Origin of the sequence: Nocardia bovistercoris, from assembly GCF_015674855.1 — a bacterium.
In the GTDB taxonomy this organism is placed as follows: domain Bacteria; phylum Actinomycetota; class Actinomycetes; order Mycobacteriales; family Mycobacteriaceae; genus Nocardia; species Nocardia bovistercoris.
Window position 1 is genome coordinate 110,075 of sequence record NZ_JADMLG010000019.1, and the last position, 18,888, is coordinate 128,962.

General features: G+C 66.7%; 20 protein-coding genes. 8 read left to right on the forward strand and 12 right to left on the reverse strand.

All coding sequences use genetic code 11. The features are described from left to right. Positions 1 to 152: 152 nt before the first annotated feature. Positions 153 to 923, forward strand: coding sequence for an acyl-[acyl-carrier-protein] thioesterase (locus IT779_RS32345; protein WP_196153277.1), 771 nt, complete (start codon positions 153 to 155; stop codon positions 921 to 923). A 69-nt stretch (positions 924 to 992) separates the two neighbouring features. On the opposite strand, the gene IT779_RS32350 is transcribed toward IT779_RS32345, so the two are convergent. Further along, complete coding sequence (locus IT779_RS32350) at positions 993 to 2,663, reverse strand: FAD-dependent oxidoreductase (RefSeq protein ID WP_196153301.1); 1,671 nt, start codon at positions 2,661 to 2,663, stop codon at positions 993 to 995. Positions 2,664 to 2,892: 229 nt separating this feature from the next. Here IT779_RS32350 and IT779_RS32355 point away from each other — a divergent pair, with 229 nt between their 5' ends. Beyond that, positions 2,893 to 3,384, forward strand: a complete 492-nt coding sequence (locus tag IT779_RS32355; protein ID WP_196153278.1) for a SixA phosphatase family protein — start codon at positions 2,893 to 2,895, stop codon at positions 3,382 to 3,384. Between the two features lie 22 nt (positions 3,385 to 3,406). Here the strand turns inward: IT779_RS32355 and IT779_RS32360 are convergent, their stop codons facing one another. Then, positions 3,407 to 3,610 (reverse strand): hypothetical protein, encoded by a 204-nt coding sequence (locus IT779_RS32360; RefSeq protein WP_196153279.1) that lies wholly within the window; start codon positions 3,608 to 3,610, stop codon positions 3,407 to 3,409. Between the two features lie 110 nt (positions 3,611 to 3,720). On the opposite strand from IT779_RS32360, the gene IT779_RS38640 reads away from it, so the two are divergent. After that, positions 3,721 to 4,173, forward strand: coding sequence for a MerR family transcriptional regulator (locus IT779_RS38640; protein WP_196153280.1), 453 nt, complete (start codon positions 3,721 to 3,723; stop codon positions 4,171 to 4,173). Then, positions 4,170 to 5,189 (forward strand): aldo/keto reductase, encoded by a 1,020-nt coding sequence (locus tag IT779_RS32370; RefSeq protein WP_196153281.1) that lies wholly within the window; start codon positions 4,170 to 4,172, stop codon positions 5,187 to 5,189. The genes IT779_RS38640 and IT779_RS32370 overlap by 4 nt, the downstream gene beginning before the upstream one ends. A 100-nt stretch (positions 5,190 to 5,289) precedes the next feature. On the opposite strand, the gene IT779_RS32375 is transcribed toward IT779_RS32370, so the two are convergent. The 3 genes from IT779_RS32375 to IT779_RS32385 are packed head-to-tail and all read right to left on the reverse strand — an operon-like array spanning position 5,290 to position 8,518. Beyond that, positions 5,290 to 5,466, reverse strand: coding sequence for a hypothetical protein (locus IT779_RS32375; RefSeq protein WP_196153282.1), 177 nt, complete (start codon positions 5,464 to 5,466; stop codon positions 5,290 to 5,292). Positions 5,467 to 5,501: 35 nt separating this feature from the next. Next, the gene (locus IT779_RS38950; protein ID WP_198429179.1) at positions 5,502 to 8,177 is read right to left on the reverse strand and encodes a tetratricopeptide repeat protein; all 2,676 of its coding nucleotides are present in this window, start codon (positions 8,175 to 8,177) and stop codon (positions 5,502 to 5,504) included. Continuing rightward, entirely contained in the window at positions 8,174 to 8,518 is a 345-nt protein-coding gene (locus tag IT779_RS32385; RefSeq protein ID WP_196153283.1) for a hypothetical protein, read from the reverse strand. Before IT779_RS32385 ends, IT779_RS38950 begins: the two co-directional genes overlap by 4 nt. A 513-nt stretch (positions 8,519 to 9,031) precedes the next feature. Between IT779_RS32385 and IT779_RS32390 the strand changes: the two genes are divergently transcribed. Further along, positions 9,032 to 9,331, forward strand: a complete 300-nt coding sequence (locus tag IT779_RS32390; protein WP_196153284.1) for a GNAT family N-acetyltransferase — start codon at positions 9,032 to 9,034, stop codon at positions 9,329 to 9,331. A gap of 28 nt (positions 9,332 to 9,359) precedes the next feature. After that, positions 9,360 to 10,349: a pirin family protein gene (locus IT779_RS32395; protein WP_196153285.1), complete on the forward strand. Its 990-nt coding sequence runs from the start codon at positions 9,360 to 9,362 to the stop codon at positions 10,347 to 10,349. Positions 10,350 to 10,359: 10 nt separating this feature from the next. Here IT779_RS32395 and IT779_RS32400 read toward each other — a convergent pair whose 3' ends face one another. Further along, positions 10,360 to 10,842, reverse strand: coding sequence for an SRPBCC family protein (locus IT779_RS32400; RefSeq protein ID WP_196153286.1), 483 nt, complete (start codon positions 10,840 to 10,842; stop codon positions 10,360 to 10,362). After that, the gene (locus IT779_RS32405; RefSeq protein WP_196153287.1) at positions 10,839 to 11,171 is read right to left on the reverse strand and encodes an ArsR/SmtB family transcription factor; all 333 of its coding nucleotides are present in this window, start codon (positions 11,169 to 11,171) and stop codon (positions 10,839 to 10,841) included. The genes IT779_RS32400 and IT779_RS32405 overlap by 4 nt, the downstream gene beginning before the upstream one ends. 157 nt (positions 11,172 to 11,328) lie before the next feature. Between IT779_RS32405 and IT779_RS32410 the strand changes: the two genes are divergently transcribed. After that, complete coding sequence (locus IT779_RS32410; RefSeq protein ID WP_196153288.1) at positions 11,329 to 11,979, forward strand: hypothetical protein; 651 nt, start codon at positions 11,329 to 11,331, stop codon at positions 11,977 to 11,979. On the opposite strand, the gene IT779_RS32415 is transcribed toward IT779_RS32410, so the two are convergent. Continuing rightward, entirely contained in the window at positions 11,976 to 12,830 is an 855-nt protein-coding gene (locus IT779_RS32415) for a helix-turn-helix transcriptional regulator (RefSeq protein ID WP_196153289.1), read from the reverse strand. The genes IT779_RS32410 and IT779_RS32415 overlap by 4 nt on opposite strands. 100 nt (positions 12,831 to 12,930) lie before the next feature. Here IT779_RS32415 and IT779_RS32420 point away from each other — a divergent pair, with 100 nt between their 5' ends. Further along, on the forward strand, positions 12,931 to 13,941 hold the full coding sequence (locus IT779_RS32420; RefSeq protein ID WP_196153290.1) for an aldo/keto reductase: 1,011 nt from the start codon (positions 12,931 to 12,933) through the stop codon (positions 13,939 to 13,941). A gap of 34 nt (positions 13,942 to 13,975) precedes the next feature. Here IT779_RS32420 and IT779_RS32425 read toward each other — a convergent pair whose 3' ends face one another. From IT779_RS32425 to IT779_RS32440, 4 genes are all read right to left on the reverse strand, one after another. Continuing rightward, complete coding sequence (locus IT779_RS32425; protein WP_196153291.1) at positions 13,976 to 14,176, reverse strand: hypothetical protein; 201 nt, start codon at positions 14,174 to 14,176, stop codon at positions 13,976 to 13,978. A 7-nt stretch (positions 14,177 to 14,183) separates the two neighbouring features. Continuing rightward, positions 14,184 to 14,591 (reverse strand): type II toxin-antitoxin system VapC family toxin, encoded by a 408-nt coding sequence (locus IT779_RS32430; RefSeq protein WP_196153292.1) that lies wholly within the window; start codon positions 14,589 to 14,591, stop codon positions 14,184 to 14,186. Then, the gene (locus tag IT779_RS32435; RefSeq protein ID WP_196153293.1) at positions 14,588 to 14,788 is read right to left on the reverse strand and encodes a hypothetical protein; all 201 of its coding nucleotides are present in this window, start codon (positions 14,786 to 14,788) and stop codon (positions 14,588 to 14,590) included. The genes IT779_RS32430 and IT779_RS32435 overlap by 4 nt, the downstream gene beginning before the upstream one ends. A gap of 73 nt (positions 14,789 to 14,861) precedes the next feature. After that, positions 14,862 to 18,815 (reverse strand): DNA-directed RNA polymerase subunit beta', encoded by a 3,954-nt coding sequence (locus IT779_RS32440; RefSeq protein ID WP_196153294.1) that lies wholly within the window; start codon positions 18,813 to 18,815, stop codon positions 14,862 to 14,864. Between the last annotated feature and the right edge of the window lie 73 nt (positions 18,816 to 18,888).

Here is an 18,888-nt window from a genome sequence, read left to right on the forward strand (position 1 = left end):
TCAGGTCGGAAAGGTGGTGTAACCCGCGGCGGACTGTAGATACGGCTCGGCGCGAGGGTGTGATGTACGCCCCGTAAAGTCGTCTCGGAACAGCACCGTATGACGGTGCAGCTTAAGAAACCGCGGCACACCGTGCAGCGCGAGGAGCACAAGTGTCACTCGATCAGCCACTGGCCCCGCTTCCCCAGGAGGGCATGGGCTTCGCTTCGACGTGGCCCGTCCGGGCTGGTGACGTTGACCCCTACGACCGGCTGCGCTTCGACAGCGTCGCCCGGTATCTGCAGGATATCGCCTGGGAACAGTTGCATCAGACCTCGATGCACCGCACCGATCCGGCCTGGATCGTGCGGCGCACGGTCATCGACGTGATCCGGCCGATCCAGTGGCCCGACGATGTGCACCTGCTGCGGTGGTGTTCGAGCATGTCGACGCGGTGGACCAATATGCGGGTGCGCATCACCAGCGGAAAAGGCGGATTGATCGAGACCGAGGGTTTCTGGATCAATATCAGCGAGACCAACAACATGCCCGCCAGGATCAGCGACGAAGGACTCGCGTACCTGGCGCAGACCACCCAGGAGCACCGGCTGCGGTGGCGGCCGTACCTCACCGACGCCACGCCGCCGGAATCCGACACCGACCTGCCGTTCCCGGTGCGCGCCACCGATATCGACCAGTACAACCACGTCAACAACGCCTGCTACTGGCAGGCGGTGGAACAGTTCCTCATGGAATATCCGAAACTGGTGGCCGGACCGCACCGCGCCGTCGTCGAATACGTCGCCCCGGTGCTGGCCCGCCAACACGTGACGGTGCGCAGCCGCTACGAACCCGGGGACCGTTCGGGCCGACCGGTCCTACGCCTATGGTTCGTGGTCGGCGGAATGACGACCACGGTCGTGCGCATCATGCCCCTGCCCTGAGTCGAGGGCTTCTGGAATACCACGAACGCGGGCCGGATCCTACGATCCGGCCCGCGTTTCGTCGTGTGGTCAGCCGCGTGCGGCCTTGAGCAGGTCTTCCAGGGTGGTGATCTTGACGCGGGGGCGTCCGCCGGACTTGCCCGCGGTCTTCTCGGCGGTGTCGATGGCCTTCCAGCCCTCGCGGTCGACCAGGTCCGGCTGACGCTGGTTCAGCAGCGTCTTGAGCGCGGTCCGGTCGGCGGTCGGGGTCGGCAGGCGACCCGCGATGAAATCGGCGATGAGGTGCTCGACGGTTTCCTCGGAGTCGACACGGTTGGAGCCGATGACGCCGCGCGGCCCGCGCTTGATCCAGCCGCTGACGTAGACGCCGCTGACCGGACTGCCGTCGGCACCGGTGACACGCCCGTGCTCGTTGGGCACGACCCCGCGCGCGTCGTCGAAGGGCAGATCCGGGATCGGCGAACCCTTGTAGCCGATCGAACGCAACACCAACCCCGTCTCCAGGGTTTCGACGCGGTCGGTGGCGCGGGCCACCAACTGACCGTCCCGTTCGAACAGCTCGTTGTGGACGAACTCGATCGACTCGACCCGCTCGTCGCCGTGCACGGCGGTGGGCGAGGTCAGGTAACGGAACACGATCCGCTTGTTGCCCTCATTGCGCGCCGCGCCCGCGTACTCCTCGGCCAGCGTGTACTTCAGCTTCAGCGACGGTTCCACGTCGGGATCGTCGAGCAGGGTGCGACTGGCGTGGTCGAGATCCAGATCGGCGCCGTCGACGATCACGTCGATGCCGTGCAGGTGCGCCAACGCCAGGAACTCGGGGCTGGTGTATGCGGCCTGCAGCGGACCGCGCCGACCGAGGATCACCACCTCGCGGATGTTGGAGGACCGCAGCGCGTCCAGAGCGTGGTCGGCGATATCGGTCTTGGCCAGCACGTCGGGGTCGACGGTCAGCACGCGCGCCACGTCGAGCGCGACGTTGCCGTTGCCGACGATCACCGCCCGCTCACCCGACAGGTCGAACACCCGGTCAGCGTAGTCGGGGTGACCGTTGTACCAGGCCACGAACTCCGTCGCCGAATGGCTGCCGGGCAGGTCCTCGCCGGGCACGCCCATGCGCCGGTCGCTGGACGCGCCGACCGCGTACAGCACCGCGTGGTGGTGCTCCAGAAGTTCCTCGTGGGTGATGTGGGTGCCGATCTCGCAGTTCAGATAGAACTGGACCGTGTCGCGACGGAACGCGGACTCGAACAGCTTCGACACCGTCTTGGTTCCGGGGTGGTCCGGGGCGACGCCTGCGCGCACCAGGCCCCACGGGGTCGGGAGCCGGTCGAACAGCTCCACTTCCACGTCGGCGCGGCGTAGCAGCTCGTCGGCGGCGTAACAGGCCGCCGGGCCCGCCCCGACGATCGCGACGCGTAGCGTGCCGAGCTCCTTGGGCGGACGCGTCGGCGCGGTCATCGGCTCGAAATTCGACTCCAACGGGTGCCGCTGGAAGTAGGCGGCGTTGATGTCGCGGAACCGGGCCAGTGAAGCCGACAGATCATCCTCGGAGAAGATGGCCTCCACCGGGCACGCGTCCACACAGGCGCCACAGTCGATACAGGTGTCCGGATCGATGTAGAGCATCTCGGTGGTGGCGAACTCCGGCTGATCCGGCGTTGGGCGAATGCAATCGACCGGGCACTCGGAGACACAGCTGGCGTCATTGCAACAACGCTGCGTAATTACGTAGGCCATATTCTGCAAATCCTCAGAAGGTGCGTGGACTGTACGCCACCGTTCGTGGGTCGGGTGGACAAGCGGCGTCACGTCCGCACGGGGTGCGCGCGAAGTGTGACGCCGCTTTCAGTGTGCCTCGAGAGTGGCGCGAGACTCGCACCGGTCCGGCATCGCGCTTATCACACCCGGTCGACGGCAGGCCAGCCCCTACCACGACATCGGCCGCTCGTGCGCCTACCGTAGTGCCATGGTGCGGACTCTGATCCTCATGCGGCACGGCAAATCCGGCTACCCCGAAGGCGTCGCCGACCACGAACGCCCGCTCGCGCCGCGCGGCCTGCGCGAGGCGGGCCTCGCCGGGGCGTGGCTGCGCGAGACGCAACCACCGATCGACGCGGTGCGGTGTTCGACGGCGACCCGCACCCGCGAAACCCTCGCCGCCACCGGAGTCGGCGCGCCGGTGGTCTACGAACGCGGCATCTACGAGGCGTCGCCGCGATCGCTGATCGAGCTGATCCAGCTCAGCGACGACGACGTAGCCACCCTGCTCGTCATCGGACACGCGCCGGGCATGCCCTGGACCGCCTGGGAGCTGGCGGGCAACCGCGACTCCGATCAGGCGGTCGAACTCAGCCGCAAGTTCCCGACCTCCGCGCTCGCGGTCCTCGAATTCGACCGGCCGTGGACGCAGATCGATCCAGGCACCGGCGAGCTCGTGCGGTTCCACATCCCGCGCTGAGGTCGCGCCGCGCACAGCTCGCTCAGCGGGTGAGTTTGCCGCCGACCACGACGACCGCGCCGAGCACGACGAGCAGCACGAACGCGGCGAATCCGCCGAATATCCACCACACGAGTCCGAGCGCGACGACGAACGGCGCCACCGCGATCGCGGTGATCACCGGACTTTCCCTTACCGTCTCCAAGGCCGATTTCGCCCTGATCCGGTCGATGTTCTTACCTGCCATACCACAAGGGTAGGCCCGGAATAGCCGCCGTCACCCGCGAAGTTGTCCTTGCTTGGAGTGCACTCCAGGTGACTACCGTCGATCAGGTTCGACGAGAAGGGCGAAGGCAAGTGGGCGACATCGCGATTCGTGAACGTGACGACGAGTTCGAACGGCCGAGGTACTCGATCGGCGAGGTCTCGACACGCTCGGGACTGAGCCGCGACACGCTGCGGTGGTACGAGCGCATCGGATTGATGGACTACATCGGCCGCGACCACACGGGCCGACGGCGCTTCAGCGACCGCGACCTCGAATGGCTCACCCTCATCGGTCGTCTGCGCACCACCGGCATGTCGGTGGCCGACATGGTCCGCTACGCGGAACTGGTGCGGCTCGGTGACGACACCATGCCGCAGCGGCTCGCGATGTTCCGCAAGACCCGCGCCGACGTACTCGCCAAGATCGACGAACTCCGACAGACCGTGGCCGTGCTCGACTACAAGATCGACATCTATCGAAGCCGATCCGACGCGCCCACGGACGAACAAGCTACGCACGACAGTGAAGGGATCACGGTATGACGACGATCGGCACCCTCCCCACCACCGCACTGGGCGGCAGCGGCATCGAAGTGGGAATCCAAGGGCTCGGCTGCATGGGCATGAGCGAGTTCTACGGCCCCTCCGACCTCGACGAATCGAAAGCAACCCTGGAACGCGCCCTCGAACTGGGCGTCACCCTGTTCGACACCGCCGACGTGTACGGCTCAGGCCACAACGAGGAATTCCTCTCCGATTTCGTGCGCGCCAACCGCGACCGCCTGGTACTCGCCACCAAATTCGCCATCGTCCGCAAAGCGGGCGACCCGGCCTTCCGCGGTATCGACAACTCACCGGCCTACATCCGCGCCGCCGTCGACGCGAGCCTGCGCCGCCTCGGAATCGACACCATCGACCTGTACTACATGCACCGCCGCGACCCCTCGGTGCCGCTGGAAGACAGCATCGGCACGATGGCCGAACTGGTCACCGAAGGCAAAGTCCGCGCCCTCGGCCTGTCCGAGGTAACCGGCGCCGAACTCCGCGCCGCCGCCGCCATCCACCCCATCGCGGCCCTCCAGTCCGAATGGTCCCTGTTCTCCCGCGACGTGGAACACTCGGCGGTACCCGCCGCCGCCGAACTCGGCGTCACCTTCGTCCCCTACTCCCCCCTCGGCCGCGGTTTCCTCACCGGCTCCTTCGCCACCGCCTCCGACCTGTCCGACGCGAAGGACTTCCGCAAGGCGATGCCCCGCTTCACCGGCGACAACGCCGAACACAACGCCGCACTGCTGACCCCCCTTCGCGCCATCGCCGAAGCCCGCGGCGTCACCCTCGCACAGGTCGCCCTGTCTTGGGTCCACGCGCAGGCCGCCGTGCACGGACTCGCCGTAGTCCCGATTCCGGGCACCCGCAGCCGCACCCGACTGGCCGAAAACGTCGCCGCCGCGACACTGACGCTGACACCGGAGGAACTGGCCACCTTGGCACCCATCGCCGCCGAGGTCGCGGGACCGCGCTACGCGGACATGTCCTTCACCTCCGCCGGGCGGGAGTAACGGACGGGCGGGACGACCGCTTGAATCGAGCGCGGGCGCAGCCGCACGAAGGCTCGCTCCCGCGCCAGGTTCGCCTGCACAGGTCGACCGAGACCGGCGGTCAGCCCTCGGGGCCTGTGACCAGGTACTCCTTTAGCAGGACGGCTCCGGATTCGAGGGCCGGGAATTCGCGATCGGCGGGTCCGGAGAGGAATCCGATCTTGATGTAGGCGTCCGGATCGACATCGGCGAACGGCGCCAGCGAGAACCGCCGGTTCGCCTGGAACTTGTCGAGCACACCACTTCAGAAGCGGGGCGAAGCGCCGAAGCAGTTCATCGAGAATCTCTCCGCTCACGCGCAGCCACGAGATTGCCACGCACCACACCGGTTTTCGGATGGTCTTCGCCCAGTGCCCTTTCGCAGTCGGTGAGGGTCCGCTCGTAGAGGAGGATCGCCGCGTCCAATCGCCCCACCGATTCGTAGGTGTAGGCGAGGTTGTTGCGGGAGGTCAGTGTGTCGGGGTGCTCGTCACCCAGGACCCTTTCGAAGTCGGTGAGGGTCCGCTCCAACAGAGGGATCGCCTCACCCAATCGCCCCACCGACCGGTAGGCGCCAGCGAGATTGTTGCGGGAGGTCAGGGTGTCGGGGTGCTCGTCACCCAAGAGCCGCTGCCGATCGGTCAGGGTCCGCTCGTAGAGGGGGATCGCCTCACCCAATCGCCCCACCGACCGGTAGGCGCCAGCGAGATTGTTGCGGGAGGCCAGGGTGTCGGGGTGCTCGTCACCCAAGAGCCGCCGCCGATCGGTCAGGGTCCGCTCCAACAGGGGGATCGCCTCACCCGAACGCCCCACCGACTCGTAGGCGGAGGCAAGGTTGTTGCAGGAGGTCAGTGTGTCGGGGTGCTCGTCACCCAGGACCCTTTCGAAGTCGGTGAGGGTCCGCTCCAACAGAGGGATCGCCTCACCCAATCGCCCCACCGACTCGTAGGCGCCAGCGAGATTGTTGCGGGAGGTCAGGGTGTCGGGGTGCTCGTCACCCAAGAGCCGCTGCCGATCGGTCAGGGTCCGCTCGTAGAGGAGGATCGCCTCACCCGAACGCCCCACCGACTCGTAGGCGCCAGCGAGATTGTTGCGGGAGGTCAGGGTGTCGGGGTGCTCGTCACCCAAGAGTCGCTGCCGATCGGTCAGGGTCCGCTCGTAGAGGGGGATCGCCTCACCCAATCGCCCCACCGACCGGTAGGCGCCAGCGAGATTGTTGCGGGAGGTCAGGGTGTCGGGGTGCTCGTCGCCCAGGACCCTCTCGGAGTCGGTGAGGGTCCGCTCCAACAGAGGGATCGCCTCACCCAATCGCCCCACCGACTCGTAGGCGTAGGCAAGGTTATTGCGGAAGATCAGCGTGTTCGGGTGCTCGTCGCCCAGGACCATTTCGAAGTCGGTGAGGATCCGCTCGACCAAGGGGATCGCCTCATCGAGTCGTCCTGCCGAACGGTAGGCGTTGGCGAGTTCGTCGCGGCATATTGTGGTTTGAGTGTGGTCGATGCCGTAGTTTTGCTCGGCGAGTCGAAGGAGTCGTTCAGCGAGGGGGATGGCACGTTGCAGGTCGACCGCCACCCGTGATTGTGTTGCCGCCCATCGGAGACTGCCTAACGCCGCAGTAGCGAGTGGGGTGGGTTGTGGGCGGGATCGCCGTAACCATCGTCGGGGAGTTGTCATCGCGGTGAGTTCGGGGAGGCCGGTGTCGTGGATGGCTTCGATCTGGTCGACCAAGTGCGCGCCCTCAACCCGCCGCGCCCATGCCTGACCGCGATCGAACAGGTGTGGGGCGAGCATGGCGAGAGTGTCGGTGAGCAGTTTTGTCGTGGTGTGGTGGTCGAAGGCGTCTTCGAGCAGGACGCGGGCGGTGAGGCGGTGGGCGATCAGGGTTTCGTTGGTGGTGGACCAGGTCAGCAGCGAGCGTTGTGTGCAGTGGACGATTGCGTCGTCGACGTGCGTGTTCACGCTTGGGTCGGGGTGAGTGAGCAGGCTCCGACGGATGCCGGTGGGTGAGAGCAGTGCGAATAGTCCGAGCAGCCAGGCGATGGCGGTGTCGAGTTCGGGTGTGCCGGTGGAGGCACGGGCGGTGTCGACGGCCAGCAGCAGTGCCTGGTCCACCGGTAGTGGGTATTCGTGTCCTTCGCGCAGCCGCAGAGCCTGGGGCAGAGGTTGCTCGCGCAACCGCCGCAGATAGTCCCGATAGGTCGACCGTGGCGCGTTCGGGGGTGCTATCGATGTCGCGGCGGCGGCCAACGCCAAGGGCAGGTAACCGAGTTGTGCGAAGAGTCGGGTCTCGCCGTCGGGATCGGTAATGCTGGTAGCGGCCCGCAGATACGTGCGAGCTTGGTCGGGGGTGTAGCCCTCCCCGGCGGTGACCACGACCGGGGTCAGAGCGGTCATGGCGTGGTCGGTCGTGGTGATCACGACCCGGGTGCCCCCGTGGACGGGAAGGACCTCACGCAGCAGGTCGACATCGCCCGCGTTGTCGAGCACCAGCAGATGCCGATCGTCGCTCGAGGACAACAAGTCCCGCAACAACCGCACTGATACCCGAGTGTCGCCGTTGGGTGCGGTGGCACCGAACCGTTCGGCGAGGATGGCCAACCCGGTGTAGAGGGATTCGGCGGACTCGGCGTTGATCCACCCGACCAAACCCTCGCGACGGTCGAGGACCCGGCGGGCGTAAGCGGCGGCCAGATGGGTTTTTCCTGCTCCGCGCATCCCGGTGACCACGACCGCGATCCGCTGCCCGGCCAACCCGGTCTCCAACTCACCGACCTGGTCGCGAGCGATGTAGTGCTCAGGTTCCTGCGGGATCACGCCCGATGCCCCGACACCGATACCCGCCAACGGCGACGACGCCACCGGCTGCCCGGGCGTGCCGCCGTAGTTGTTGGTGACAGTGATCGCGCCGTGCGCCGAGGTCTTCTCGAACGAGATGGTCGGGCCCGATGCGGGTTGTCGCGAGTTGTTCACGGGTGTGAGGCATCACCGCGACCGGACTCGATGTCCTCGATATCGATACCCTCGCGGAATCGACCGCGCCGCATCCGCAGCGCGGTACCGGAGGACTTGACGTTCTTCGCCCGAAAACTCCGCGCCTTGACGTTGCCCAGATCGATCCCGCGGATCGGTTCCGGCGCCGCGGAGGTCTCGGTCCACACCGACACCGCGACCACGGCCAGCGTGAGCACGACGACCGCGCCCCACACCCACGCCGAATAGTCGCCGCTGGTGGCGAGATTCACCACGACCGCCAATCCCGTCCCCACCACGGCGCTCACCGCGGCACGCACCACCGTTCGACCCCAGCTCACGCTCGACCTCCACCCTCGAATCCGATACCCCTCGATCCTCACAGCACAGCAGCGGTAAGACCAGCCGACACCGACATACCGCCACCAGTGGTGATTCGTTACACCACTGCGACACAACCGCTTTCACATCCCGGACGGTCGCTCAACTCGGCGAGCCGACCAGGACCCAAGGTCCCGACCTCCGATTCCCACACGCTTATCGGAGGCAAGGGGACGCATTCCGCCACGACGAAGCGTCGGGTCGAACCTCGATCCGCCTTACTCGATGGTCGAGTTCCATGACATCCGTCCCCCGGATACGGCGCGAGCCTCGTCATCCGACGAGCAATCCTACGGCTCTCGTCCAACTCAACCTCGATGCAGCCACGATAGCGCGACGCCGAGACTGTGCAGCGGGTCGGATACAACGTCGGACCATCCGGTTTGTCAAGCCCGCTACGATCGCGTACGCAACCAAGTGCGGGCACACACCAACATGAGCGGGCGACCTAGCGCGCTCGGGAGGAGGACAGCGTGGCCGAGAACGAGGTCGTGAACAACCCCGGACAGCACCGCTACGAGATCTTCCACGGCGGCGCGTTGGCCGGTTTCGCCGAATACGTCGAGCGCGACGACATCACCGATTTCACGCACACCGAGATCGATGACGCGTTCGGCGGCAAGGGTCTCGGCAAAGTGCTGGCGAAGTTCGCACTCGATGATGTGGTCGCTCGCGGGCGGGTCATCGAGGCGCACTGCCCGTTCATCCGGTCGTACCTGGAGAAGAATTCTGATTACGATGCGCACGTCCTCGGCAAAGGCGTGTCCCGGTGATCGCGGGCCGATGCGTCGGGGCAGTGGCGTGAGCGATCTGGAATCCCGCCCCGACGAGGCGGTCTGCGAACCCGCGCCGGGGCCGGGGCCGGTCGCCGAACTGTACCCGGCCCGCGAGGTGCCGCTCGGTGGCGTGCGCGGCGTATTCGTGGAACGTGTACTGCCACAACGGGATCTGCCGACCGTCGGCGCGTGGTGCTTCTTCGATCATTTCGGTTCGCCTACGGTTACGAGAACCGACGCGCCACCGGACATCGACCCGCATCCGCATATCGGCTTGCAGACGGTGACCTGGCCGTTCGTCGGGCGCATCCGCCACCGGGATTCGGTCGGCTCCGATGTGGAGATCCATCCGGCCCAGCTGAATCTGATGACATCGGGACGCGGCGTCGCGCATTCGGAGTACTACCCGACCGACGCGCCCGCCGCCCACGGCCTACAACTGTGGATCGCGCTGCCCGGTAATCGAGCCGCTATCGACCCGCATTTCGAACAACACCGCGACCTGCCGGTGTTCACCGCGCCCGGTGCGCGCGCCACGATCCTGATCGGGTCGATGGGCGAGCACACTTCACCGGCGGCGGCCTACACCCCGATCATCGGGGCGGATGTGGAGGTGTCCGCGGGCACCGCGACCGAACTGCCGCTGGATCCCGGTTTCGAACACGCTCTGATGCTCGTCGAAGGCGACCTGACCGTCGCAGGTGTGCGGTTGACTCCGGGCCCGCTGCTGTACCTGGGCACCGAGCGAACCGAACTGCGGATGACCTCCGAGGCGGGCGCACACTTCCTGCTGATCGGCGGCGCGCCGTTCGAGGAGGAGTTGGTGATGTGGTGGAACTTCGTCGGCCGCAGTCACGAGGAGATCGTGGCGGCGCGCGCGGACTGGGAGAACCACGATGTGACCCGCTTCCCCGACATCACGGGCCACACATCCGACCAGCGGATTCCGGCCCCGCCGCTGCCCGGCCTGCACCTGAAGCCGCGCAAACGCAGGTTGGGCGCTTCGCGCTCGTGATCGCGGTCGATCAGGCGGATCTGGTGAGCAGCGTGTCGAGGGCGCGGTAGCTCGCGTTCATACCTTTGGCCATCCCGGAATGCAGCATGCCGTCGCGTTCCTCCGGGGTGTGGAACTGCCGCAGCGTGGTGACCTTGGTGCGCCCGTCACCGAGGTCGGTGAAGGTGACGGCGTCGACCGCGACGTGGCCTGGCATGCCGTCCCATTCGAAGGTCTGCACGATGCGTTCCTGCGGGGTGATCTCCCGGAAGCGGCCCTCGAAGCCGTTGATCTCGCCGTCGTACCGGTCGAGGAACCGGTAGTGCCCGCCCTTGCGGAACTCCCAGCGCTCCACCGCGAACAGATCTCCGCCCGACCACCACTGCACGAGTTGTTCGAGGCGGCTGAAGGCGGCCCACACGCGCTCGCGCGGTGCGTCGAAGATCCGCTCCACCAGGATCTCCCGGTCCGCGGGGGTGGTTATGGTCGCGTCGTCGGTCGTGTTCGCGGTCATTCGTCCTGCTCCGTTCGTTCGAGGAATTCGGCCAGACGGTCCATGCGAGCCTCCAGCGCGCGGCGGTAGTTCTGCATCCACGCCGTCTCTCGGTCGAGGACCCCCGCGGCGAGCTTGCAGTACCTGGTGCGGCCGCGCTTCTCGGTGACGACCATGCCCGCCTCTTCCAGCAGCCCGATGTGCTTCTTGATGCCGGTGAGGGTCATCTCGAAGCGTTCGGCCAGTTCGCTGACAGTTGCCGGGCCGCGGCCGAGGTGCTCGAGGATGCCCCGCCTCGTGGGGTCCGCGAGTGCGCCGAAGGAGGCGTCCAAGAACTCATACTGAACCATCTAGTTCAGTATTTACCCGAGTCGGACCGCATGTCAACCGATAGGCCCAAATGGGTCGAATCCCGCTGAGCGTCCGCAGAACCCACCTCGGAAGCGGTAATCTCCGCTGCGGACAAACCGGACATCACCGGTCGATCGGCGCGAGCGAAGGTAGACGATGAGGGTCAGCAGAATCACCGCCACAGCGATACTGGCGTTGGGCGCCATCGGCCTCGGCACGGGGATAGCTCCCGCGGAACCGACCCAACCCGCCCCCTCCTACCTGCGCGACGGCGAAGGCCCGCTGCACCTGGAAGGCGAATTCCAGCGCGTCGGCTACGACGTCGCCGCGAGCGAAGACCGCCGCTCGGTCACCACCGTCCTGCGCGACGGCCGCTTCCACCTCGTCGAGGACGGCCGCGTCGTCACCGTCACCGACCGCGACGGACAGGTGCTGGCCGCACTCCCCATGGCCGTCCGCGTCGGCGACCGCCGAGTCGAGATCCGCCCCATCGTCGACCCGGCGGGCACCACACTGACCCTCGCCCCCGCCGCCATCGCCGACACCCCCATCCGCGACATCAGCGCGCAAGAACGCTTCTTCGCCGAAGTGGAACGCCACATGCCCCAGGTCGTCGCGGGCGCGGCCATCGGCGCCGCGATCGGCTTCGTCCTCGGCTTCCCCCTCGGCCTGTTCATCTTCGACATCGTGACGGTCCCGATCACCACCGTCGTCGGCGGCGTCATCGGCGCCTTCGCGGGTCTCTACGCGGGCGGCGGCCAACCGGCCATAGACTCCGCCCTCGAATACATGCAGGGCGCCCCCTAGCCGCCATCGCCGACCGGAGCGAGACTCTGAGTTCCTATGACGCGCAACAAGTCCAGTTTCTCCGCCGCGTCGGTGCCCGGCCGGGGCAGATAGACCAGTAGGCGCTGGGCCGCGTTCGGGGTCAGCAAGGTTTCGCAGACCGTGTCGACCAGGCCAACGCTCGGGTGCAGGATTCGTTTGGTGTCCGAGAGTCGCACCGCCACTTGATGTTCGTGCCAGAGGCGGTCGAATTCGGTGCTCGCGGCGCGCAGGGCGGCGATGAATTCGACCACGTCGGTGTCGGCGGCGCGGCGGGCGGCGGTGGCGCGGAGATCCGCGACGTGGTTGCGTCCCAGTCGCGCCCAATCCTCGCGCGGGAACATCGCGCGCGTCGGCGGGTCGGTGAACCAGCGCCAGGCGTAGAAGCGGTCGAGGCCGCGGCGTTCGCCGTGATCGCCGACGAGCAGGGCGTGCATACGGTTCTGCACCAGCACCTCGCCCAGATCGGTGACGACCGTGGCCGGGGTGTCGTCCAATTTGGCGAGCATGTGCAGCAGGCCGGGACCCACGTGTTTGTCGCCGACCGCGCGACCGGGCGCCGGGTGACCGCACAGGTGATAGAGGTGGTCGCGTTCATCGTTGTCGAAGCGCAGGGCGCGAGCCAGCGACGTCAGCACCTGGGTGGACGGGCGCGGCCCGCGGGACTGCTCGAGTCGCGTGTAATAGTCGGTCGAGATGCCCGCCAGCTGGGCGACCTCGTCGCGGCGCAGTCCCGGCGTGCGGCGGCGGACGCCGGGTGGCAGCCCGACCTCGGCCGGACTCAGCTGGTCGCGGCGGCGACGCAGGAAATCGGCGAGCTCGGTGCGGTCCATGACTCCACTGTCCACGACCGGCGCGCGCGCAGCCAGGGATCGCCGCTCCCCCGATAAACGATCTCTGCCGCGCGCCCGGCGGACGGACCAGTCTGGGTTCATGACCACTTCGAAGATCCCCACCGTTCGACTCGGCGCGTCCGGCCCGGCCGTCGGACGACTCGGGCTCGGCGCCATGGGCATGTCGGGCATGTACGGCGCCGCCGACGACGGCGAATCGATCGCGACCATCCACGCGGCCCTGGACTCCGGCGCGAACCTCGTGGACACCGGCGATTTCTACGGCGCGGGCCACAACGAGATGCTGATCGGCCGCGCCCTCGCACAACGTCCGCGCGAGGACGTAGTGCTCAGCGTGAAGTTCGGCGCGCTGCGCGGTCCCGACGGGAGTTGGGGCGGTGTGGACAGCCGTCCGGTCGCGGTCCGCAACTTCCTCACCTACACGCTGCGGCGGCTCGGCGTCGACCACGTCGACATCTACCGCCCCGCACGGCTCGACCCCTCGGTGCCGATCGAGGACACCCTCGGGGCCATCGCCGAACTCGTCGAGCAAGGCTACGTACGCCATATCGGCCTGTCCGAGGTCGGCGCCGAGACCATTCGCCGGGCCGCCGCCGTCGCCCCGATCACCGACCTCCAGATCGAGTACTCCCTGCTCTCGCGCGGCATCGAGGCCGATATCCTGCCGGTGACAAGGGAACTCGGCATCGGGATCACCGCCTACGGCGTCCTGTCACGCGGTCTGCTCAGCGACTCCGTACGTGCGGGAAGAAGTTTCGGCGCGAACGACTTCCGCGCGCACAGCCCCCGATTCCAGGGCGAGAACCTCACCGCGAATCTCGAATTGGTCGATGCCCTCGCGAAAATCGCCACCGCCCATGATGTTTCGATCGCCCAACTGGCCATCGCCTGGGTACTGAATCGCGGCTCGGACATCGTGCCGGTCATCGGCGCACGCCGCGAACAACGCTGGACCGAAGCCGTCGGCGCCCTGGACCTCCACCTCGACGCCGAGGAATCCGCCGCGATCGAATCCGCAGCGCCCACCGAACGCGTCGCGGGCGAACGCTACGCCGCCGCACAGATGTCCATGCTCGACAGCGAACGCTGATGAAGATCGCAGCCTAGGGGCGCTGCTCAGGCACCTAAAGATCGTCGGGCAGCAGGCGAAACGCGGCATGCCCGGTCAGCAGGATGATCTCAGCGCCGGTTCCGATGATCGCTTCTCGCACGGCGCTGTCGATCTCCTCCGCTGTCACCGCGTGCCCGTAATCGAGAACAGCAATATCCCATTCCTCGTCCCGTCGGCGGCGAAAGGACTCCGACTGTTCGTATCCGTACTCCATGAGAACCTCAGGGCAGTACGTTGATGAATTCGATACCCGCTGTGCGGATAGCACTGAAATGACGGTCGGCAGTCGCGATGTCGTTGACGCCGAGGCGTTCGGCCACCGCGATCAATGATGCATCAGCGGCCCCGAGCGGAAATCCGGCGAACTGTTTCATCAATTCGATGATCCTGCCGGTGTCCGCAGGCGCGAACTCTTCGCGGAACAAGCCGTCACGTACCGACTCCATGAACTGGATCTCAGCGTGCGCACCTGCGTACTTCTGAAGGAGATACGTCACCTCGGCGACCACATACGGAGTGACAACGAAATCGTCGGAGCGTCCTGCAAGGAATGCTCGCATCTTCTCGTGCCGGTCGTCTCGCCGATTCATCACCGCGACGAGGACGTTCGCATCGACAATCAGCGTCACTGGCCCTCGAACAGTTCGTCGTTCATGCGCGCGCTGAGATCCGCAGGCCCATCGAAGACAGGGAGCGCGGCCAGCCGGTCCGGCTCGTCGTCGCGCACCAACTTGAGCAACGCCTCACGTGCTGCGGGAGCTGTCTCGGGCCGAAGTTGCTCGACCAAGCGATGCAGCTCCGGGTAATGGTCATAGGCGACGCTCATGAACATCAGGATACCGCCAAAACGGGATCGCCCCGCTCCTGGCAAGGAGCGGGGCGATCGTTGTGTTCGGTGATTACCGGTAGTCGCTGAATCCGTAGTCGTCGAGCGGAACCGCGGCGCCGGTGGTGGAGCCGAAGCTGTCCGGGCTGTAGTAGGTGTCGTCGTAGGACGGCACCGCGTACGCGGCGGCGCGAGCTTCTTCGGTGGGCTGAACCTGGATGTTGCGGTAGCGGTTGATACCGGTGCCCGCGGGGATCAGCTTGCCGATGATCACGTTCTCCTTGAGGCCGATGAGCTTGTCGGAGCGGCAGTTGATGGCCGCGTCCGTCAGGACTCGGGTGGTCTCCTGGAAGGAAGCCGCCGACAGCCACGAATCGGTGGCCAGCGACGCCTTGGTGATACCCATCAGCACCGGGCGACCCGCCGCGGGCTCGCTGCCCTCGGCGACGACGCGACGGTTGGCGGCCTCGAACTCGGCGCGCTCGGTGAGCGAGCCGGGCAGGAACTCGGTCGCACCCGAATCGATGATCGTGACGCGCCGCAGCATCTGCCGCACGATGACCTCGATGTGCTTGTCGTGGATGGACACACCCTGCGAGCGGTAGACCTCCTGGACCTCGTGGACCAAGTGGACCTGCACCTGGCGCGGACCCATGATGCGCAGCACCTCGTGCGGATCCGCCGCGCCTTCCAGCAGCTGCTGGCCGACCTCGACGTGGTCGTTGTCGGAGAGCAGGCGCTCGGTGCCGTCGTCGTGCTTGAACACACGCAGACGCTGACGCTTCGAGAGCTTGTCGTAGACCACTTCCTCGCCACCGTCATCGGGGATGATGGTGATCTTGTAGAAGCGGTCGTCGTCCTCGAGGCGCACCCGGCCCGAGACCTCCGCGATCGGCGCCTTGCCCTTGGGCACACGCGCTTCGAAGAGTTCCTGGACACGCGGCAGACCACCGGTGATGTCGTCACCCGCGACACCACCCTGGTGGAAGGTGCGCATGGTCAGCTGGGTGCCGGGCTCACCGATGGACTGCGCGGCGACGATGCCGACGGCCTCACCGATGTCGACCAGCTTGCCGGTGGCCATCGAACGGCCGTAGCAGGTGGCGCAGACGCCGGTGCCGGTGGTGCAGGTCAGCACGGAGCGGACCTTCACCTCGGTGATACCGGCGTCGAGCAGCGCCTCCAGGGCGGGATCGCCGAGGTCGGCGCCCTTGGCCACCACGACCTTGCCGTCGGCGTCCAACGCGTCCGAGGCCAGGGTGCGCGCGTAGGTGGAGGTCTCCACGTGTGCGTCCCTGATGATCGTGCCGTCGATCTGACGTTCCGCGATCGGCACCACGATGCCGCGCTCGGTGCCGCAGTCGTGCTCGCGCACGATCACGTCCTGCGAGACGTCGACCAGACGACGGGTCAGGTAGCCCGAGTCCGCGGTGCGCAGCGCGGTGTCGGCCAGACCCTTGCGAGCGCCGTGGGTGTTGATGAAGTACTCCAGAACCGTCAGGCCCTCGCGGAAGGAGGACTTGATCGGCCGCGGGATGAACTCACCCTTCGGGTTCGTCACCAGGCCCTTCATACCGGCGAGGGTACGGGTCTGGGTGAAGTTACCCGTGGCGCCCGAGTCGACGATCGTGATGATCGGGTTGTCGGCCGGGTAGTGCGCGCGCAGCGCCTTACCGACCTCCTCGGTCGCCTCCTGCCAGATCTTGACCAGGGCGTTGTTGCGTTCCTGGTGATCGAGCGCACCGCGCTGGTACTTCTTCTCGATCTGATCCGACTGCGCCTCGTAGCGCTCCATGATCTCGGCCTTCTCCGGCGGAACGAGCACGTCCGACATGGAGACGGTGACGCCGGAGCGCGTGGCCCAGTAGAAGCCCGCGTCCTTGAGCTTGTCGACGGTCTGCGCGACCACGATCATCGGGTAGCGCTCGGCGAGATCGTTGATGATCGTCGCCTGCCGCTTCTTCGGCATCTGCTCGTTGATGAACGCGTAGTCCGTCGGCAGCAGCTCGTTGAACAGCACCCGGCCCAGCGTGGTCTTGGTGGTCCACGCGTCGCCGCGGGTCCAGCCGTCGGGGAACTGCTCGACCTCGACGTCCTTGGGCGGACGCTGGTCGGTGAGCCGCACCTTGATCAGCGACCGCACCGTGAGCTCGCCGCGGTCGACCGCCATCTGCGCCTCGGCGGGCGAGGAGTAGACGCCCTGTTCGGGCGCGTCCTTGCTCGCTTCCCGGTACTCGCCCTTGGCGCCGTCGATGAGGCGGGTCAGGTAGTACAGGCCGGTGACCATGTCCAGACGCGGCATGGCCAGCGGGCGGCCCGACGCGGGCGACAGGATGTTGTTCGAGGACAGCATCAGGATGCGGGCCTCGGCCTGCGCCTCCGCCGACAGCGGCAGGTGCACGGCCATCTGGTCACCGTCGAAGTCGGCGTTGAACGCCTCACAGACCAGCGGGTGCAGCTGGATGGCCTTGCCTTCGACCAGCTGCGGCTCGAAGGCCTGGATACCGAGCCGGTGCAGGGTCGGCGCGCGGTTCAGCAGCACCGGGTGCTCGGCGATGACCTCTTCGAGGACATCCCACACCTGGGGACGCTGACGCTCGACCATCCGCTTGGCGGACTTGATGTTCTGCGCGTGGTTCAGGTCGACCAGGCGCTTCATCACGAACGGCTTGAACAGCTCGAGCGCCATCAGCTTGGGCAGGCCGCACTGATGCAGTTTGAGCTGCGGGCCGACCACGATGACCGAACGGCCCGAGTAGTCGACGCGCTTGCCGAGCAGGTTCTGGCGGAACCGGCCCTGCTTGCCCTTCAGCAGATCACTCAGCGACTTCAGCGGGCGGTTGCCCGGTCCGGTGACCGGACGGCCGCGGCGACCGTTGTCGAACAGCGCGTCCACGGACTCCTGCAGCATCCGCTTCTCGTTGTTGACGATGATCTCGGGGGCGCCGAGGTCGATCAGTCGCTTGAGGCGGTTGTTGCGGTTGATGACGCGGCGGTAGAGGTCGTTCAGGTCGGAGGTGGCGAAGCGGCCACCGTCGAGCTGGACCATCGGGCGCAGCTCCGGCGGGATCACCGGAACGGCGTCGAGCACCATGCCCATCGGCGAGTTGCCGTTGGTCTGGAAGGCCGCGACGACCTTGAGTCGCTTGAGCGCGCGCAGCTTCTTCTGGCCCTTGCCGCTGCGGATGGTCTCGCGCAGGTTCTCGGCTTCGGCCGCGATGTCGAAGTTCTGCATGAGCTTCTGGATCGACTCCGCGCCCATGGCGCCGGTGAAGTACTCGCCGTAGCGGTCGATGAGCTCGCGGTAGAGCACCTCGTCCACGATGAGCTGCTTGACCGACAGCTTGGTGAAGGTGCTCCAGATCTCGTCGAGCCGGTCCAGCTCGCGCTGGGCGCGGTCGCGCAGCTGACGCATCTCGCGCTCGCCGCCGTCCTTGACCTTGCGGCGCACGTCGGACTTGGCGCCTTCGGCCTCGAGTTCGGCGAGGTCGGCTTCCAGCTTCTGGGCGCGGGCCTCGAGGTCGGCGTCGCGCTGATCGGCGACGGCCTTCTTCTCGACCTCCATCTCCGCCTCGAGGGTGGAGAGTTCGCTGTGCCGGAGTTCCTCGTCGACGCCGACGATGACGTAGGCGGCGAAGTAGATGATCTTCTCGAGATCCTTCGGCGCCAAGTCGAGCAGGTAGCCCAGGCGCGACGGCACACCCTTGAAGTACCAGATGTGGGTGACCGGGGCGGCCAGCTCGATATGCCCCATGCGCTCGCGACGCACCTTGGCGCGGGTCACCTCGACGCCGCAGCGCTCACAGATGATGCCCTTGAAGCGCACGCGCTTGTACTTGCCGCAGTAGCACTCCCAGTCCCTGGTCGGACCGAAGATCTTCTCGCAGAACAAGCCGTCCTTCTCGGGCTTGAGCGTGCGGTAGTTGATGGTCTCCGGCTTCTTCACCTCGCCGTAGGACCACTGGCGAATGTCGTCGGCGGTGGCCAGACCGATCCGGAGTTCATCGAAGAAGTTGACGTCTAGCACGTAACTTCCTTTCCCCTTTTAGGGTCGAATTTCGAGCAAAAGTTCACTAGTCGGTGAAGCGCGGTGGGGCGGG

Bases quoted from the DNA above. Each gene is read 5' to 3' on its own strand.
- IT779_RS32360 (WP_196153279.1), bottom strand. From the start codon at position 3,610: ATGGCAGGTAAGAACATCGACCGGATCAGGGCGAAATCGGCCTTGGAG.
- IT779_RS32355 (WP_196153278.1), top strand. From the start codon at position 2,893: ATGGTGCGGACTCTGATCCTCATGCGGCACGGCAAATCCGGCTACCCC.
- IT779_RS32425 (WP_196153291.1), bottom strand. From the start codon at position 14,176: ATGGAGTACGGATACGAACAGTCGGAGTCCTTTCGCCGCCGACGGGAC.
- IT779_RS32410 (WP_196153288.1), top strand. From the start codon at position 11,329: ATGAGGGTCAGCAGAATCACCGCCACAGCGATACTGGCGTTGGGCGCC.
- IT779_RS32400 (WP_196153286.1), bottom strand. From the start codon at position 10,842: ATGACCGCGAACACGACCGACGACGCGACCATAACCACCCCCGCGGAC.
- IT779_RS32370 (WP_196153281.1), top strand. From the start codon at position 4,170: ATGACGACGATCGGCACCCTCCCCACCACCGCACTGGGCGGCAGCGGC.
- IT779_RS32435 (WP_196153293.1), bottom strand. From the start codon at position 14,788: ATGAGCGTCGCCTATGACCATTACCCGGAGCTGCATCGCTTGGTCGAG.
- IT779_RS32415 (WP_196153289.1), bottom strand. From the start codon at position 12,830: ATGGACCGCACCGAGCTCGCCGATTTCCTGCGTCGCCGCCGCGACCAG.
- IT779_RS32405 (WP_196153287.1), bottom strand. From the start codon at position 11,171: ATGGTTCAGTATGAGTTCTTGGACGCCTCCTTCGGCGCACTCGCGGAC.
- IT779_RS32350 (WP_196153301.1), bottom strand. From the start codon at position 2,663: ATGGCCTACGTAATTACGCAGCGTTGTTGCAATGACGCCAGCTGTGTC.
- IT779_RS32420 (WP_196153290.1), top strand. From the start codon at position 12,931: ATGACCACTTCGAAGATCCCCACCGTTCGACTCGGCGCGTCCGGCCCG.